General features: G+C 65.3%; 17 protein-coding genes. 13 read left to right on the plus strand and 4 right to left on the minus strand.

The features are described from left to right. The first annotated feature begins 10 nt into the window (after positions 1–10). The 7 genes from pgaC (at position 11) to QEN71_RS21425 (ending at position 7,612) form a co-directional block, all read left to right on the plus strand. Positions 11–1,312: a poly-beta-1,6-N-acetyl-D-glucosamine synthase gene (gene pgaC / locus QEN71_RS21395; RefSeq protein WP_223959055.1), complete on the plus strand. Its 1,302-nt coding sequence runs from the start codon at positions 11–13 to the stop codon at positions 1,310–1,312. Between the two features lie 72 nt (positions 1,313–1,384). Continuing rightward, positions 1,385–1,840, plus strand: a complete 456-nt coding sequence (locus QEN71_RS21400) for a hypothetical protein (RefSeq protein WP_201660529.1) — start codon at positions 1,385–1,387, stop codon at positions 1,838–1,840. 46 nt (positions 1,841–1,886) lie between these two features. After that, the gene (glmS, locus tag QEN71_RS21405; RefSeq protein WP_201660526.1) at positions 1,887–3,716 is read left to right on the plus strand and encodes a glutamine--fructose-6-phosphate transaminase (isomerizing); all 1,830 of its coding nucleotides are present in this window, start codon (positions 1,887–1,889) and stop codon (positions 3,714–3,716) included. A gap of 9 nt (positions 3,717–3,725) precedes the next feature. Then, a complete protein-coding gene (locus QEN71_RS21410) occupies positions 3,726–4,952 on the plus strand; it encodes a hypothetical protein (RefSeq protein ID WP_201660524.1) in 1,227 nt (408 codons plus the stop codon). Positions 4,953–5,106: 154 nt separating this feature from the next. Beyond that, positions 5,107–5,478 carry a GFA family protein gene (locus QEN71_RS21415; protein WP_201660521.1) on the plus strand — a complete coding sequence of 124 codons (372 nt, stop codon included), beginning with the start codon at positions 5,107–5,109 and terminating at the stop codon, positions 5,476–5,478. Between the two features lie 35 nt (positions 5,479–5,513). Next, on the plus strand, positions 5,514–6,260 hold the full coding sequence (locus QEN71_RS21420; RefSeq protein WP_201660518.1) for a response regulator: 747 nt from the start codon (positions 5,514–5,516) through the stop codon (positions 6,258–6,260). A gap of 41 nt (positions 6,261–6,301) precedes the next feature. Next, complete coding sequence (locus QEN71_RS21425) at positions 6,302–7,612, plus strand: sensor histidine kinase (RefSeq protein ID WP_201660516.1); 1,311 nt, start codon at positions 6,302–6,304, stop codon at positions 7,610–7,612. Here the strand turns inward: QEN71_RS21425 and QEN71_RS21430 are convergent. Continuing rightward, positions 7,602–8,513: a LysR family transcriptional regulator gene (locus tag QEN71_RS21430; protein WP_201660513.1), complete on the minus strand. Its 912-nt coding sequence runs from the start codon at positions 8,511–8,513 to the stop codon at positions 7,602–7,604. The two genes, QEN71_RS21425 and QEN71_RS21430, sit on opposite strands and share 11 nt — an antisense overlap. A 98-nt stretch (positions 8,514–8,611) precedes the next feature. On the opposite strand from QEN71_RS21430, the gene QEN71_RS21435 reads away from it, so the two are divergent. The 3 genes from QEN71_RS21435 (at position 8,612) to QEN71_RS21445 (ending at position 10,421) form a co-directional block, all read left to right on the plus strand. Next, positions 8,612–9,508, plus strand: a complete 897-nt coding sequence (locus QEN71_RS21435; protein ID WP_201660510.1) for a nitrilase-related carbon-nitrogen hydrolase — start codon at positions 8,612–8,614, stop codon at positions 9,506–9,508. A gap of 111 nt (positions 9,509–9,619) precedes the next feature. Beyond that, on the plus strand, positions 9,620–10,078 hold the full coding sequence (locus tag QEN71_RS21440; protein WP_201660508.1) for an SET domain-containing protein: 459 nt from the start codon (positions 9,620–9,622) through the stop codon (positions 10,076–10,078). Between the two features lie 76 nt (positions 10,079–10,154). Continuing rightward, positions 10,155–10,421, plus strand: a complete 267-nt coding sequence (locus tag QEN71_RS21445) for a hypothetical protein (RefSeq protein WP_201660505.1) — start codon at positions 10,155–10,157, stop codon at positions 10,419–10,421. 88 nt (positions 10,422–10,509) lie between these two features. On the opposite strand, the gene QEN71_RS21450 is transcribed toward QEN71_RS21445, so the two are convergent. From QEN71_RS21450 to QEN71_RS21460, 3 genes are all read right to left on the minus strand, one after another. After that, the gene (locus tag QEN71_RS21450) at positions 10,510–10,716 is read right to left on the minus strand and encodes a hypothetical protein (RefSeq protein ID WP_201660503.1); all 207 of its coding nucleotides are present in this window, start codon (positions 10,714–10,716) and stop codon (positions 10,510–10,512) included. A gap of 248 nt (positions 10,717–10,964) precedes the next feature. Beyond that, positions 10,965–12,401, minus strand: a complete 1,437-nt coding sequence (locus QEN71_RS21455; protein WP_201660581.1) for an ATP-binding protein — start codon at positions 12,399–12,401, stop codon at positions 10,965–10,967. A gap of 2 nt (positions 12,402–12,403) precedes the next feature. After that, positions 12,404–13,063 (minus strand): response regulator, encoded by a 660-nt coding sequence (locus QEN71_RS21460; protein ID WP_201660500.1) that lies wholly within the window; start codon positions 13,061–13,063, stop codon positions 12,404–12,406. 205 nt (positions 13,064–13,268) lie between these two features. Here QEN71_RS21460 and QEN71_RS21465 point away from each other — a divergent pair, with 205 nt between their 5' ends. From QEN71_RS21465 to hpnI, 3 genes are all read left to right on the plus strand, one after another. Next, a complete protein-coding gene (locus tag QEN71_RS21465) occupies positions 13,269–13,808 on the plus strand; it encodes a cytochrome b (protein WP_201660497.1) in 540 nt (179 codons plus the stop codon). A gap of 201 nt (positions 13,809–14,009) precedes the next feature. Then, positions 14,010–14,369 (plus strand): hypothetical protein, encoded by a 360-nt coding sequence (locus QEN71_RS21470; protein WP_201660494.1) that lies wholly within the window; start codon positions 14,010–14,012, stop codon positions 14,367–14,369. A gap of 83 nt (positions 14,370–14,452) precedes the next feature. Further along, a complete protein-coding gene (gene hpnI, locus QEN71_RS21475; RefSeq protein ID WP_201660491.1) occupies positions 14,453–15,673 on the plus strand; it encodes a bacteriohopanetetrol glucosamine biosynthesis glycosyltransferase HpnI in 1,221 nt (406 codons plus the stop codon). The last annotated feature ends 12 nt before the right edge of the window (positions 15,674–15,685 follow it).

The raw sequence follows: 15,685 nt of genomic DNA on the forward strand, positions 1-15,685 counted from the left end.
GAAAAACGTAATGAGCGTCATCTCGAACTTCGTCTTCTACTATCCATTGCTGATGGCGTATCTGTGGATGGTGGGCGGACTGCTGCACTACCTGCTGATCGAGCGTCGCGACGCAGGGCGCAAGGTCGCGCCGCCGCTGTCGTCGTATCCGAAGGTGTCCGTCGTCGTGCCTTGCTACAACGAGGCCGACAACGTGCGCGAAGTGATCGCGTGTCTCGACAAGCTGAACTATCCGAACTACAACATCATCGCGATCAACGACGGCAGCCGCGACGAAACGGGCGCGATCCTGAACCAGCTCGTCAACGTGTATCCGAAGCTCGTCGTCGTGCATCAGCACCAGAACGAAGGCAAGGCGATCGGTCTGACGACGGCCGCGATGCTGTCGGATGCCGAGTACCTGATGTGTATCGACGGCGACTCTTTGCTCGACAAGGAAGCGATCGGCTGGATGCTGCGTCATTTCCTCGACGACGCCTCTGTCGGCGCCGTAACGGGCAATCCGCGTATCCGCACGCGTTCGTCGCTGCTCGGCCGCATGCAGGTGGGCGAGTTCTCGTCGATCGTCGGTCTCATCAAGCGCACGCAGCACATGTATGGGCGTCTCTTGACGGTGTCGGGCGTGGTGTCGATGTTCCGCAAGCGCGCGCTGCAGGAAGTGGGCTTCTGGAGCTCCGACATGCTGACGGAAGACATCGACATCAGCTGGAAGCTGCAGGTGCAAGGCTGGGGCGTGCAGTTCGAATCGCGCGCGCTGAGCTGGATCCTGATGCCCGAAACTTTCCGCGGCCTCTACAAGCAGCGTCTGCGCTGGGCGAAGGGCGGCATCCAGGTGCTCTTCAAGTACGCAGGCGAAGTGCTGTCCCGCCGCAACATGATGATGTGGCCGATCTTCGTCGAGTACGCGACCAGCATCGTATGGGCGTATTGCATGCTCTTCACGCTCGTGATGATGGCGGCCACCGCGCTCTTCACGCTGCCCGAAAGCTGGCGCTTCGCGTTCGTGCCGCGCGGTACGGGTGTGCTGCTGTTCGCCACCTGCTGTGCGCAGATTCTGCTCGGCTGCCTGATCGACCGCCGCTACGACAAGAACCTGCTGCGCTATTTCATCGACACCGTCTGGTATCCCGCTGCGTTCTGGGCGATCAGCATGATTGCGTCCGTGATCGCGCTGCCGGGCGTGATCAGCCAGCGCCGCAGAAAGCGCGCACGCTGGGTCAGTCCCGATCGCGGCATCCGCTCGAGCGGCGCGGTGGCGGCGGATGCATCGACGGCATTGCTCGCGCAAGCTGGTGCACAGCAGCCGGAATGAAGCATTGAAGCACGTGAAATGAAGCACTCGAATTGACAACGCAAGTCAACAGCCTCTCAGGGGAACACAAACATGGAATACCCGATCATCGATGTTTCGAAGCAGTCCGTTGCGCAATTCGCTTCGGATTCCAGCAAGGCGAAGGCCGTGCGTGCCGTCGCGTGGTATCGCTTCGTGCGGCCGACGCTCGTGCTCGGCACGTGGGTGCTCGCCGCGCTGTATATCCGCTGGTGTCTCGCGAATGCGAGCGAGGAAGAGCTGTCGCTCGACGCGTTCATGCCCGGCATCATGGGTATCGCTATCGTCGTGCTGTCGATGGTGCTGTGGACCTTCGGCCGCCAGATGGATGCGATGAACGAACACCGCGTGCGCCGCATGCCGCAGACGAGCGAAGTCGCACAGCAGTCGCACACGGCGCATGAAATTCCGGAAGGCGATGCAGGCCGCTGCCTCGTCGCCTATCACGATGACGACGGCATGATCTCGCACGTGATGAGCGTGCCCGAGTTCGAACGTCAGGCAGCCTGAGCGAAACCGCTCACACAGACAAACACACGCACTCACGGAGACCACCATGTGCGGAATCGTAGGAGCAGTGGCACAGCGCGACGTCGTCGGCGTGCTGACGGAAGGGCTGCGCCGGCTCGAGTATCGGGGGTATGACTCGTGCGGCGTCGCCGTCCTGCAGCACGGCGCGCCGCGCCGTGTGCGCAGCATCGAACGCGTCGCGAATCTCACCGAGCAGGTGCAGGAAGCGCGGCTGTCGGGCACGATCGGCGTCGCGCATACGCGCTGGGCGACGCACGGTGCGCCCGTCACCGACAACGCGCATCCGATCTTCTCGCGCGACGAAATCGCGCTCGTGCACAACGGCATCATCGAAAATCACGAGCCGCTGCGCGACGAACTCAAAGCGCTCGGCTACACGTTCGAATCGGATACCGACACGGAAGTGATCGCGCATCTGATTCATCACACACGCGAACAGGATCCGTCGCGCGATCTGCTGACGGCTGTGCAGCGCTCCCTGTTGCGTCTGCGCGGTGCATACGCGATCGCCGTGTTCGCGCGCAACGAGCCGGATCGCGTGATCGGTGCGCGCGTCGGTTCGCCGCTCGTGATCGGCGTGGGCGAGCGCGGCACGTATCTGGCGTCGGACGCGATGGCGCTGTCGGGCACGGCCGAACATTTCATCTTTCTCGAAGAGGGCGATGTCGCCGTGCTGTCGTGCGACGGCGTGCATATCGTCGACCGCGACGGCGCGACCGCTCGCCGCGAAGTGCAGACGCATCAGGCGAGCCACTATACGGCTGAACTCGGCCCGTATCGTCACTACATGCAGAAGGAAATCTTCGAGCAGCCGGACGTGGTCGCCGACGCCACCGAGCGCGTGCGCGCCATCACGCCCGCACTGTTCGGCGCGAACGCGCAGCGCGCGTTCAGCGAGATCGATTCGCTGCTGCTGCTCGCGTGCGGCACCAGCTACTACTCCGCGCTGACGGCGAAGTACTGGCTCGAATCGATCGCGGGCATTCCGACGCAAGTCGAAATCGCCAGCGAATACCGCTATCGCGAGAGCGTGGTGAATCCGTGTGCGATGGTCGTCGTCGTGTCGCAATCGGGCGAAACGGCCGATACGCTCGCCGCGCTGAAGCATGCGCAGGAACTCGGTCATCATCACACGCTGGCCATCTGCAACGTGCCGCATAGCTCGATGATGCGTCTCACGGAACTGCAGTACGCCACGGGCGCGGGACCGGAGATCGGCGTCGCATCGACGAAGGCCTTCACGACGCAACTCGTCGCGCTATATCTGCTCGCGCTGACGCTCGGCAAGGAGCGCGGCCGCGTGAATGCCGATCAGGAAGCCGACGCGCTGAAGCAGTTGCATCATCTGCCCGCCGCGCTCAATAGCGTGCTGGCGCTGGAGCCGCAGATCGTCGCGTGGGCGCAGGCGCTGGCGCGCAAGGATCATGCGCTCTTCCTCGGGCGCGGCGTGCATTACCCGATCGCACTCGAAGGCGCGCTCAAGCTCAAGGAAATCTCGTACGTGCACGCGGAAGCATATCCGGCAGGCGAACTGAAGCACGGGCCGCTTGCCATCGTCACGAACGAGATGCCCGTCATCACGATCGCGCCGAACGACGCGCTGCTCGAAAAGCTCAAGTCGAACATGCAGGAAGTGCGCGCGCGCGGCGGCCAGCTGTACGTGCTCGCCGATGCCGGCACGAAGATCGAAAACAGCGAAGGTCTGCGCGTGATCCAGTTGCCGGAGCACTACGGTCCACTGTCGCCGATCCTGCATGTGGTGCCGCTGCAATTGCTCGCGTATCACACGGCCTGCGTGCGCGGCACGGATGTCGACAAGCCGCGCAACCTCGCGAAGTCGGTCACGGTGGAGTGAAGGGCGCTCATGCGGACCATCTTCGCAGTACTCGCCGTGGTCACGGCTGCGGCGGCCGCGCTCTGCCTCGTTCCGCCCGCGCATGCGGGCGGAACGAAGGCGGCGAAGGCCGCGAAAGCCGCCGTGCCGACGGGCGATTTGCGTGCCTACATGCATGGCATCGGCGCGATCACGGATGCGCAGGGCGTGACCACCGTGTTCTTCAGCAGTTCGGGCCTGCCGCCGCGCGGCGCCGGGCGCGACCGCAACTGGACGCACGATGTGTACGTCGCGCGCTGGACGCCGAAGCAGCCGAAGCTCGACCGTCCGCGCGTGTTCATCAGCCGTCCCGAAGCGCAGGAACCCGTGTCCGTCGCGCAGAACGACACGGGCCGCGTGATGGTGTCGTTCGAGGACGGCTGGAATACGCCGAACGAAGTGAGCCAGCGCTACGGCGTCTATACGTCCGATCTGAAGGACGTGAAGCCTTATCCGAATGACGTGCTGTCGGGCGGACACTCGGGGCATGCCGCCGCCGTCGGCTCGCGCTTCGTCGTGTTCTATTCGAACGACTGGGTGAACGGCGGCGGCGTCGACAACCTCGGCACGGGCAACGGCGTCTACGTCAAAACCTACGACGCCGACGGCGCGCTGTTGCAGGCCGTCGACGTCGCGCCGCGCACGCGCGAGTGGTGGCCGATGATCGCCGGTTCGCCGACGCGCGCGCTACTCGTGTGGCAGCAATACGTGAGCGGCGAGACGTATGCGCGGCTGAAGGCGGCGATCTTCGATCCGTCGACGGGCGCGCTGAGCGAGCCGCGCGTGATCGGCGAGCGGCTGCTGTATTACACGTATTCCGCCGCGTACGTGCCCGCTGTGGACCGCTTCATCGTCGTCGCCACCGACGACAAGGGCAAAGGCTTCGCGCAACTGATCGACGCGAACGGCCAGACCACGGCGACGCTCGATTGCATGCCGGCGTCCGTGCGCGAGGCAGGCGTCGCGGTGATCGGCGAGCGGGCGTTCGCGCCGGCGCAGGACGGTCGGCTGCTGCACCTGAAGCTCACGCCGAACTCGATCGAACTGGCGGCAGTACAGCCGTCGCCGATTGCGTGGACGTACACGGGCAGCGTCGGACTGGTGCGCTCGCCGACCCAGCTGCATTGGGTCGCGACGAGCCCGAAAGGGCTGCAGGAAGCGGACTTCGATCTGAAGGCCGCGAAGGCGCCCGACGCAAAGGATCTCTGCAAGGGCTGAGCGCCGTCGAAAGGGGCGCCAGCAGGCTCGTAAAAGGGCTCTTAAACGCCCGCTGGCGCCCCATTTTGTATCGCTGTACGCGCCGGATACATTGGGACACAAAGCTCGCGCGACGCCGGGGTATAAATGCGGTCATCGTATTCAGGAGACTGTCATGACCACCCATTTCCACCAAGGCTCGTGTCACTGCGGCGCCGTCAAATTCGAAGTCGAAACGCCCGTCACGCCCGCCGCGCGCTGCAACTGCAGCCTGTGCCGCCGCAAGGGCGCGCTGATGTCGCCGTTCTTTCCCGCCGGCGCGCTGCGCATTCTGTCCGGCCAGAACGACCTGACGCTCTACCAGTTCAATACGCACGTCGCGAAGCATTACTTCTGCAAGCACTGCGGCATCTATCCGTTTCATCAGACACGCAAGGATCCGAACCTGTGGCGCGTGAATATCGGCTGCCTCGATGGCGTCGATCCGTATGCGCTGGAGGCGTCGGTGTCGGACGGCGCGAGCCTGTCCGTGGTCGAGGACGCGTAAGATAAGCGAACCCTTGGCAGGCGAAGGAGCCTTGTGTGGATAAAACGGATCACGTTCTGATCGTCGACGACGACCGCGACATTCGCGAGCTGGTCGGCACGTACCTCACGCGTAACGGCGTGCGCGTCACGCTCGCGTCGGGCGGCCGGCAGATGCGCGCGGCGCTCGCCGACGAGCGGCCCGACCTGATCGTGCTCGACCTGATGCTGCCGGGCGAGAGCGGCCTCGACCTGTGCCGCGAGCTGCGCGCAGGCGAATTTCAGACCGTGCCGATCCTGATGCTGACGGCGCTGAGCGAGGAGACCGATCGCGTCGTCGGACTGGAAATGGGCGCCGACGATTACCTCGCGAAGCCCTTCGCCGTGCGCGAGCTGCTCGCGCGCATCCGCGCCATTCTGCGCCGCGCCCGCATGATGCCGCCCGGCAACGATACCGAGCAGGTAGGCGGCGCACACTTCCTGCGCTTCGGCGACTGGCGCCTCGACACGATCGGCCGCAATCTGATCGACACCGACGGCACGCTGGTCGCACTGAGCGGCGCCGAGTACCGGCTGCTGCGCGTGTTCGTCGATCATCCGCAGCGCGTGCTGACGCGCGACCAGCTGCTGACGCTCACGCAAGGACGGCAGACGGAACCGTTCGACCGTTCGATCGATCTGCTCGTGAGCCGCGTGCGCCAGCGTCTGAACGACGACGCGCGAGAGCCGCGCTACATCAAGACGTTGCGCAACGAGGGCTATGTGTTCTCGTCGCTAGTCACGCCGGAGGATCAGGGCGGATGAACGCGCACAGCGGCCTCATGAGTGGGCCCAGGAGCGGTCCGATGAGCGGCCTGTGGCGGCCGCGCACGCTGTTCATGCGGCTGTCGCTGATCTTCGTCGCGGGGCTGCTCGCCGCGCAGACGCTGTCGTTCTGGCTCACGATGACCGAGCGCAACGAAGCGACCATGCACGTGATGGTCGGTTACATCGGCCAGGAAGTGACGAGTTCCGTCGCGCTGCTCGACCGTCTGACGCCCGCCGAACGCGAGGAATGGCTGCCGAAGCTCGGGCGGCGCAGCTATCGCTTCGAGCTCGGTCCGGGCACGAGCGGCATGCCGCCGGACGCGAAGCTGTCGCAGGAAATCGGCGCGTCGATCGCGAAGGACATCGGCTCGAAATACAAGGTGACGGCCAATGCCGTGCCGGGCGAGGGCGAGCATCTCGAAGTACATCTGACGCTGAGCGACGGCACGCCGCTCACCATCGACATGCATCCGATGCACGGCATTCCGCTGTCGCCGTGGCTCCCTCTCGTGCTGGTCGCGCAACTCGCGCTGCTGGCGGGCTGCGCGTGGCTCGCCGTGCGCCTCGCGACGCGGCCGCTCGAACGTCTCGCGCGTGCCGCCGACACGCTCGGCCCCGATCTCACACCTGCCGCGCTGCCCGAAGACGGCCCGGAAGAAGTGGCGCGCGCGTCGAAGGCGTTCAACTCGATGCAGGCGCGCATCGGTATTTATATGCGCGAACGGCTGCAGATTCTCGCGGCGATTTCGCACGATCTGCAAACGCCCATCACGCGGATGCGGCTGCGCGCCGACATGCTCGAAGACGAGACTGAGCGCGCACGTCTGCAAAAGGATCTGAAGGAGATGGAGCTGCTGGTGCGCGAAGGCGTCGCGTATGCGCGCACGCTGCACGGCGCCGACGAAAAACCGGTGCGTGTGAATCCCGACGCGCTGATCGAAAGCATCGTCAACGACTATGCGGATGCGGGCGACCACGTGACGCTCGAAGGGCGTGTCGGCGTGGCCGTGACCACGCGGCCGCAGGCGCTGCGGCGCATCCTCGGCAATCTGGTCGACAACGCGCTGAAGTACTCGGGCGGCGAAGAGGTGAACGTCGAAGTCTCCGTCGACGACGCACGTACGCAGCGCTGGTCGATCGTCGTGCTCGATCGCGGTCCGGGCATTCCGCAGGAACTGCTCGATGCCGTGTTCCAGCCGTTCTATCGCGTCGAAAACTCGCGCAACCGTGAGACGGGCGGCACGGGTCTGGGGCTTGCCATCGCGAAGCAGCTTGCGCAATCGATGAACGCGACGCTCACGTTGCGCAACCGCGAAGGCGGCGGACTCGAAGCGCGTCTCACGCTGTAACGTCGTCCGTTCCCGCTTTATGTTTCGCCGCGGCCCGCAAGTGGTCGCGTACGTAGTCGACGAAGCGCGCCACGACAGGATCGTCGCGCTCCGTCTGCCACGCGAGTCCGACGCGCCACTGCGCGGACGCATCCTTCAGTCTCAACACTCTCGCGTCGCGCAGCAGATGTTCGGCGCGCGACGGCACGAACGCGACGCCGACTCCTGCCGCGACGGCGGCCAGCACCGACTGGATATCGTCGGCCTGCTGGATCACGCGCGGCACGAAACCGCGCTCCGCGCACCACGCATCGATCATCGCCGCCGTTCCCGGCCCGCGGCTGCGCGCGAGCGCGACGAAGCCCAACTCGTTGAATTCATCCAGCTTTGCAGGCAGGCGTTTCCACTTGGCGTGCGGCGGCAGCGCAAGTCCCAGCGATTCGTCGATCACGGCAAACGCCGACAGGCCGTCGGCGGCAGGCAGGCGCACGAATCCGACATCGAGTTTGCCGGCAAACATGCGCCGCGTCTGTTCCGCCGACGACAGATCGTTCAGCGTGACGCCGATCTGCGGATTGGCCGCGCGGTAGGCGGCGATCAAAGGTGGCGCGAGCGTGAGCGTCGACAGACAGAGCCCGATGCGCAGATGACCGCGCCGTCCGCTGCTCGCTTCGCGCGCGCGGGCGAGCACGTCGTCGGCATCGCGCACCAGCGCTTCGGCATCCGGCAGGAACGCTTCGCCGAACGCGGTCAGTTCCGCGCCATGACGGCCGCGCTCGAAAAGACGTCCGCCGAGGCTCTCTTCGAGCGCGACGATCTGCTTGCTCAGCGCGGGTTGGCTCAGATGCAGGGTTTCGGCGGCGCGCCCGAAATGGCGCAGATTCGTCACGGTCAGGAACGCGCGCAGCAGACGGATTTCCATTCTTCAAGGTTATCGTATCGATCGGATTATTCATTTTACTTATCGATGCGCGAGCGGTCCAATGGCGTCATTGCATTGAAGTCATCGCAGGAGTCGCCATGTTTTCGTTGCCTGTTGTGCCGCTGCGCGTCGCGTCGATTGCCCTCGCTGCGCAGCGCGGCGAGATCGAACAGAATGCCGAGCGCGTCGTCGCGCGGATCGAGCGGGCCGCACGCGAGCGCATCGGCCTCGCGGTGTTTCCCGAAGCGTGTCTGACGGGCGGCATCGGCGGAGGCATGTCGACGCCGACGCGCACGATGCGCCGCGCGCAGATGAAAGCGCTCGCGGCGAGCGTCGACGGCGAGCATGTGCAAGCTGTCGCCGATGCCGTCGAACGAACGGGCGTGGCGGCGGGCGTCGGCCTGATCGAGCGTGCCGCGGACGGCGCGCTGTACAGCAGCTACGTCGTCTGTCTGCCGGGCGGCAAGCGGCACGTGCATCGCAAGTTGCACGCGGACGGGCAGCCGCATCTCGCTAGCGGCGACCGCTTCACGGTGTTCGAGATGCGCGGAGGCTGGCGGCTGGCCGTGCTGGTCGGCGGCGACAACTATCCGGTCGAGAACGCGCGAATGGCCGCGCTGCTCGGCGCAGGCTTGCTGGTCGCGCCGCACGCTTCCCATGAAACAGACGCGTGGATGCGCCGCGCGCTGCCGGCGCGCGCGCTCGATAACGGCCTGTTCGTCGTCTATTGCGAACACGGCGAAGGCGCAATCGTCGATCCGTGCGGACAGGTCGTCGCGCAGCGCGCGGGTGGCGACGAGACGATCTCGGCGGAACTCGATCCGGCGCTGCTCGGCACCAGTCCCGCGCACCGCTGGCTCGACACGCGGCGCCCCGATCTGTATGCGCGGCTCGCGCACGAATCGCGTGCAGGCATGCCGTCGTTCGAACCGCGCAATGCGGGCGCACGCGGCGCCGTCGCGGTGAGTTTCGCGGTCGTGAGACGCAACGGTTAGCGCGTCGTCACGATTTAGATTCACAGAAGAGGATCAACATACGCAGATCGATAACAGCGCATTTTTTTCGCGCCCTATACTGAATCGATCCATCCTCTTCGAAAGCAGGCCATGCGTCGTTTATCCGTCAGGCGGTCGCCGATTCACGGCAAAGGTGTGTTTGCGCTGTGCTCGCTCGCGGCGGGCGAACGCATCATCGAATATAAAGGCGAAGTGACGTCATGGCGACGCGCCGCGCGGCGCATCGAACGCGACGGCGAGTACGGGCATACGTTCGTGTTCGGTCTGTCGGATGGGCGCGTGATCGACGGCAGCGTCGGCGGCAATAGCGCGCGCTGGCTCAATCATGCGTGCAAGGCCAATTGCGAGGCGGTCGAGATCGACGGACGCGTGTTCATCGAGGCCGCCGTCGATATCCAGATCGGCGAAGAACTGCTGATCACGTACGGCCTCGCCGTCGACGATCCGCAAGACGAGGAAACGCGCCGTCAATACATATGCCGCTGCGGCTCGGCGGCGTGTCGCGGCACGATGCTGGCCGGGACGGACGACGCGCACTTTCAGGTGTGATGCCTGGACAGCCGGGTTCGGGAAGGGCGGCTGCCCGCCTGTGATACAGTGCCCGCAGCGTTCCAGAGAGGCGTCCATGACAAACCGACCACGGAAGACCCTGCAGTCCCCGGCACCGACCTTGCCGATGTTGCTGATGGAACTCGAAGCATCGCTGCCGTCGCTGATGACGCAGCCGGCTTCCATTTCGACGGCGCTTGCGCGCGTCTGCCGCGGCCTGGAGCGCGTCGGCGCACCGATGCGCCAGCGCGAGATGCGCCAACGCAAGCCCCGCGCACCGCGGACGGCACGCGCCAAGGCAGTGAGCGTCGATATGCCGATGTCGCTACCGCTCTTTCCCTGATCTTTTCTTCGTAACGGATTACCGCGCTGGGTCGATGCGCTCGCACGCAGCGAGACGCGTTCGACCGCGCCTCGCCTCGCGCACGCATTTAGTGCGTGTGATAAAACCCGTCGGTCACCGAGTTCTGCAACACACCGTCGACGTACACATCCACCGGCTCGCCATCGGGCGAGATGAGGATGGTGCCGTTGTTGTGCTGGCCGGGCAGCTTCATACGGCCGCCGTGAATATCGGCCATCGTCTTGCTGTCGAGTTCGGTCGATGCGCTGAGGTCGCGAATGGTCAACGTCTTCATGATGTGTCTCCTTGAGCGGAATGGTAGTTGGATCGGATAAGCGGCCGGCGCGCTTGTGCCAGACAGTGCGAATCTCGTGCCATGTGTTCATTGCGGGAGAAGCGGGTGAGGAGAGGGCGAGAAGCGGGCGTCGGAACAGGCTTCGCGGCGTGTCCGCATCGGAAGGTGGACCACGCAACGTTGTCATACACCCGTCATCGTTGACACGAGTGTTGGACATGCGCCGACAGGGCGGCGTCAGGACGGCGTCAGGACGCCAGCGTCAGCTCGTTCACACGCACTTCCGGCACACGCGGAAACGCGATCTGCACGGCGAGGCCGCGCCGCCCGATGCCCGAGCCGATGTGAATCTGCGCGTTGAAATGCGCGGCGATGCGCGCGACGATCGACAGCCCGAGTCCGCTGCCGTTGCCGCTCTGTGTCGCCGATGCGCCCCGAAAGAAGCGGTCGGTGAGGCGCAGGCGTTCTTCGTCGGAGACGCCGGGGCCGTTGTCTGAAACCGTGAGCGAGACCGTCTGCTCGTCGGCGAGCACGCTGATATGCACGCGTCCGCCTTCGTCGCCGTACTTGATCGCGTTGTCGAGCAGGTTGTCGATCAGCGTGCGCGCCAGCACGCGGTCGCCGTAGATCTCGGCGTTCGTGTCGCCTGTGAGCACGACGCTCATCGACTTCTCTTCGGCATGCGGCGCGCGGAACGCGATCGCCTCGCCAGCGATGTCGTGCAGCCGGACCCGCGCGGTCGTCACCGTGTCGCGTTCGTCGAGACGGGCGAGCAGCAGCAACTGTTCGGCGAGATGCGCACTGCGGTCGACGCCCTGAACCACGCGCTGCATCGCCTGCTGCTGTTGCGCGCCGTCGTGCGCGGCGAGCGCGACCTGCGCCTGGACCTTGATCGCGGCGAGCGGCGTCTTCAGTTCGTGCGCGGCATCGGCCGTGAAGGCGCGCTCGCGCAGGATCGACTGCTGCAGACGGGCGAGCAGCTGGTTGATCGCATCGACGAGCGGCCGGACTTCGGCGGGCGACGGGTTGACGTGAATCGGTTCGAGATTGCGGCTGTCGCGCATGCGCACGGCCTTCGAGATCGTCGACAGCGGCCGGAAGCTGTGGCCGATGCTGAACCACACGAGCAGCGCGAGCACGGGCAGCGCGAGCGCCACCGGCCGGGCGATCCGGCTGGCGACGCCCGTCGTCAGGTCGCTGTGCTGGTTGGCGGGCGCGAACACGCGCACGCTGCGGCCCGTCGCGCTGTCGTTCAGCGCGTAAGCCCGCCACGGCTGGCCGTCCACGGTCAGGGTGTGCACGCTTTCCGCCGTTTCGCCCGGATTCGCGGAGTGACGCAGCGCCGCGATGCCGGCGCTCGCGCCCACCACCTGACCTGCCGAATCGCGCACTTCGAACAGCGCATAGCGGGGTTGCGCATCGGAGTCGTCGTCGACGGCGGGCGACGCGCGCGTGTACTCGTTGCGCACGTCGATGCCTGCGGCGGCGAGCTTCGCGAGATTGGCGCCGTCGAGCTGGATCAGCAGATGCGCGAGCTGGATCAGGCGCGCGTCGTCCCATGCGTCGACTTCGCGCGTCGCGTTGCTGAAGCTCCACGCGAACATCACCGCCCACACCGCGCCCACGCTGACGAGGATCAGCCCCATCAGCCGGCGGCGGATCGACGTCGGCCTCGGACGCGGCATGGTCATGTCTTGTCCACGACGTAGCCGAAGCCGCGCACGGTGCGGATCACGTCGCCGCCGAGCTTCTTGCGCAGGTTCGACACATGCACTTCGATGGCATTGCTCTCGACTTCTTCATGCCAGCCGTACAGGCTTTCCTCGATGCGCGCGCGCGGCTGCGGCACCCCAGCATGCGTGAGCAGATGGATCAGCACGGCCCATTCCCGCGCGGTGAGGGGCACGCGCGCGCCGTCTTTCGACACGGTCTGCGCGACGGGATCGACGGTGAGGCCGCGCCACGCGATCAGTTCAGCACTGCGGCCCTGCGAGCGGCGGATCAGCGCGCGGCAGCGCGAGACGAGTTCGGCGAGGTCGAACGGCTTGCCGAGATAGTCGTCGGCGCCCGCGTCGAGGCCGCGCACCTTGTCGGCGGCCGTGTCCTTCGCGGTGAGCACGAGCACGGGAATGTCGTTGCCGCGCAGCCGCAGCGACTTCAGCAGATCCATGCCGGACAGTTTCGGCAAGCCGAGATCGAGAATGACGAGCAGATAGTGCGTGGTCGCGAGCGCCAGTTCCGCATGCTGACCGTCGCGCGCCCAGTCGACGGTAAAGCCCGCGTTGCGAAGCGCGACTTCCAGTCCGCTGCCGATCAGGTCATCGTCTTCAACGAGAAGAATGCGCATGGTGTCGTTATCTGACTGGTCTGAGCATATCGTATCGACTGGCAGTCTAGCGCGGTTACCGCATATGTATATGCGCTTTCCGCCATTCCGGGGGCGTTAAGCTTGTCTTCAGGTTTGCCCCGTTAGCATCGCCGCGTCCTGCGCGCTTTTTTTGCGGGGCTCATTCCAGGCTTTTCACGCGGCGCCACTCTCACCGGGATCGAACATGAACCAGAACACCCTTGCCCGACGCCCCGCCTACGACGGCATCGCGCGCCTCTTGCACTGGCTGATCGCGCTGCTCGTCGTCGCGCAGTTCGTGATCGGCTGGACGATGCCCGATGTGCATCGCGACACCTTGCCCAACGGGCTGATTGCCTGGCACCTCGGCGTCGGCGCAGCGATCGTCGCCGCCGTCGCGTGCCGCATCGTGTGGCGCGCGACACATACGCCGCAACCCGCCGAGCTTTCACGCGCGCTCACGCTGATGTCGCACTTCACGCATGCGCTGCTGTACGCGCTGCTCGTCGCCGTGCCGCTGGCAGGCTGGGCGAATGCGTCGTCGCGCGGCTGGGCGGTGAAACTGTTCGGCATCGTTCGGTATCCCGATCTCACGCAGTCCGGCTCACCGACGGGCCATGCACTCGGCGACGTGCACAGCGTTCTCGCCTGGGTACTGCTCGCGCTGATCGTGCTGCATGTATGCGCTGCCGTGTTTCATCGCGTCGTGCTGAAAGACGGTGTATTGCAACGGATGCTTCCGTAAGTCATCAGCAATCTGATGCAAGCAAGCTGAAAAAACCCTTGTTTTAGCGGCTTAATATTCTCTTCAGAATCGCCTCGCTACCATCGGTGCGTCGTATCCAGCGAATGTGGACACGTTGAAATCCGTCGCACCGTCACGCTGACTTCATCCTGGTGGAGTACGCACACCGACGGCTGCGCACCATGTGAGGCTGGTCGGGAGATGAAGCAAACCACCGTTCAAATGATTCGCGCGCACATCGTGACGGCCTCCGTGGCCGCCACGACGATCGACGTATTCGTCGTCAGCCTGCTCTTCATCTGCAAGTTTCCCGAGACGCTGTTCGAGACGACGACGTTCCGCGTGCTGACAGGCGCATTGCTGGTGGCTGCCGTTCTCATTACACGTCATGCGGCCAGCGTCGCGTTTCGCGCGGCCGTGAAGCGGCATCACGCGCGTTTTATCGGACCACGACGCGATGCCGTATGCGTATCCGCGTTCTGTCCGGCGCGACCGCTCGTCATCCTTCATCTGCATTTCACCGGCATGCCTTACGTTCCCGTCCATGCGACGGGTTGGTAACAGTCGCCGCCGCTTGTGAGTACGTGGCTGCGACGTCGACGGGACGCACAGCCTTCAGGTTTTCAGCCGGAGCAATCGAAACCATGCAGGACGCGTTGCTGCACATCTACTGGCTGCCGATGGCGCTGGCATTCGGCGCCGCGCTCTATGCCGTCGTGGCCGTGATCGCGTCGCGCGTGTCGACGGTGCGTGCCGCCGCGGGCGAGCGGAGCGCCGCGCCGACGCCCGTCAGCGTGCTCAAGCCGCTATGCGGCGCCGAGCCGCGGCTCTTCGAAAACCTCGCGACGTTCTGCGAGCAGACGCATCCATGCTTCGAAGTGATCTGCGGCGTGTCGCGTTCGGACGATCCCGCCATCGCGGTCGTGCATCGGTTGCAGGCCGCCTATCCGCATTGCCGGATTTCGCTCGTGGTCGATCCGCGCATTCACGGCACCAACCTGAAGGTGAGCAACCTGATCAATCTCGCGCACTGGGCGCGGCATGGCGTGTTCGTGCTCGCCGACAGCGACATCGCCGTCGAGCGCGACTATCTGGAACGCGTATGCGCGCCGCTCGCCGATCCGCAGGCGGGCATCGTCACGTGTTTGTATCGCGCGAAAGGCATTGCGGGTTTCTGGTCGCGCGTGGGCGCACAGTTCATCAACGAATGGTTCGTGCCGTCGGTACGAATTGCGCATACGTTCGGTTCCACGCGCTTCGGCTTCGGCGCAACGCTCGCGCTGCGGCGCGCGACGCTCGAACGCATGGGCGGCTTCGAACGGCTGAACAACACGCTCGCCGACGACTTCTGGCTCGCCGAACACGTTCGCGAACTGGGACTGAACACGGTGCTGTCGCCCGTGGTCGTCGAAACGGACGTGACGGAAAGTACGCTGGCCGCGCTATGGGATCGCGAGACACGCTGGTTACGCACGATCCGCTCGGTGAATCGCGTGGGCTTCGCGTTTCTGTTCGTGACGATCACGCTGCCGTGGATCGTGTGCGGCGCGTGGCTCGCCTTCGCGTTGCGCGGCATGGCCGTGCATCCCGCCGTGTCCATCGCGCTCGTGGCTGCTGCCGCGACGGGCGTGGCCGCGCGTGTCATCCTGCATGCGATGACGAGCGGCGGGCGCACCCTGTTCCGGCGCGATCTCGCGTTGATGCCCGTGCGCGATGCGTTTCTGTTTGCACAATGGATGGCGGGGTCGTTCGGTTCGACGGTGGTGTGGCGCGGCGTGCGCATACCCGTCGAGGATGCCGACAGCCCGGCAACGGTTTTCCGGCACGAGCCGGTCAAGGCACTTGAAGTATCCGACGGCCGCTGAGCGCCCGATGTA

It is taken from the genome of Paraburkholderia sabiae (assembly GCF_030412785.1).
Lineage (GTDB): Bacteria > Pseudomonadota > Gammaproteobacteria > Burkholderiales > Burkholderiaceae > Paraburkholderia > Paraburkholderia sabiae.

Excerpts from the sequence above, each read along its gene's own strand:
- QEN71_RS21465 (WP_201660497.1), top strand. The coding sequence starts at position 13,269 with ATGAACCAGAACACCCTTGCCCGACGCCCCGCCTACGACGGCATCGCG.
- QEN71_RS21455 (WP_201660581.1), bottom strand. The coding sequence starts at position 12,401 with ATGCCGCGTCCGAGGCCGACGTCGATCCGCCGCCGGCTGATGGGGCTG.
- QEN71_RS21440 (WP_201660508.1), top strand. The coding sequence starts at position 9,620 with ATGCGTCGTTTATCCGTCAGGCGGTCGCCGATTCACGGCAAAGGTGTG.
- QEN71_RS21435 (WP_201660510.1), top strand. The coding sequence starts at position 8,612 with ATGTTTTCGTTGCCTGTTGTGCCGCTGCGCGTCGCGTCGATTGCCCTC.
- QEN71_RS21450 (WP_201660503.1), bottom strand. The coding sequence starts at position 10,716 with ATGAAGACGTTGACCATTCGCGACCTCAGCGCATCGACCGAACTCGAC.
- QEN71_RS21425 (WP_201660516.1), top strand. The coding sequence starts at position 6,302 with ATGAGCGGCCTGTGGCGGCCGCGCACGCTGTTCATGCGGCTGTCGCTG.
- hpnI (WP_201660491.1), top strand. The coding sequence starts at position 14,453 with ATGCAGGACGCGTTGCTGCACATCTACTGGCTGCCGATGGCGCTGGCA.
- pgaC (WP_223959055.1), top strand. The coding sequence starts at position 11 with ATGAGCGTCATCTCGAACTTCGTCTTCTACTATCCATTGCTGATGGCG.
- QEN71_RS21470 (WP_201660494.1), top strand. The coding sequence starts at position 14,010 with ATGAAGCAAACCACCGTTCAAATGATTCGCGCGCACATCGTGACGGCC.
- QEN71_RS21430 (WP_201660513.1), bottom strand. The coding sequence starts at position 8,513 with ATGGAAATCCGTCTGCTGCGCGCGTTCCTGACCGTGACGAATCTGCGC.
- QEN71_RS21460 (WP_201660500.1), bottom strand. The coding sequence starts at position 13,063 with ATGCGCATTCTTCTCGTTGAAGACGATGACCTGATCGGCAGCGGACTG.
- QEN71_RS21445 (WP_201660505.1), top strand. The coding sequence starts at position 10,155 with ATGACAAACCGACCACGGAAGACCCTGCAGTCCCCGGCACCGACCTTG.
- glmS (WP_201660526.1), top strand. The coding sequence starts at position 1,887 with ATGTGCGGAATCGTAGGAGCAGTGGCACAGCGCGACGTCGTCGGCGTG.
- QEN71_RS21410 (WP_201660524.1), top strand. The coding sequence starts at position 3,726 with ATGCGGACCATCTTCGCAGTACTCGCCGTGGTCACGGCTGCGGCGGCC.
- QEN71_RS21415 (WP_201660521.1), top strand. The coding sequence starts at position 5,107 with ATGACCACCCATTTCCACCAAGGCTCGTGTCACTGCGGCGCCGTCAAA.
- QEN71_RS21400 (WP_201660529.1), top strand. The coding sequence starts at position 1,385 with ATGGAATACCCGATCATCGATGTTTCGAAGCAGTCCGTTGCGCAATTC.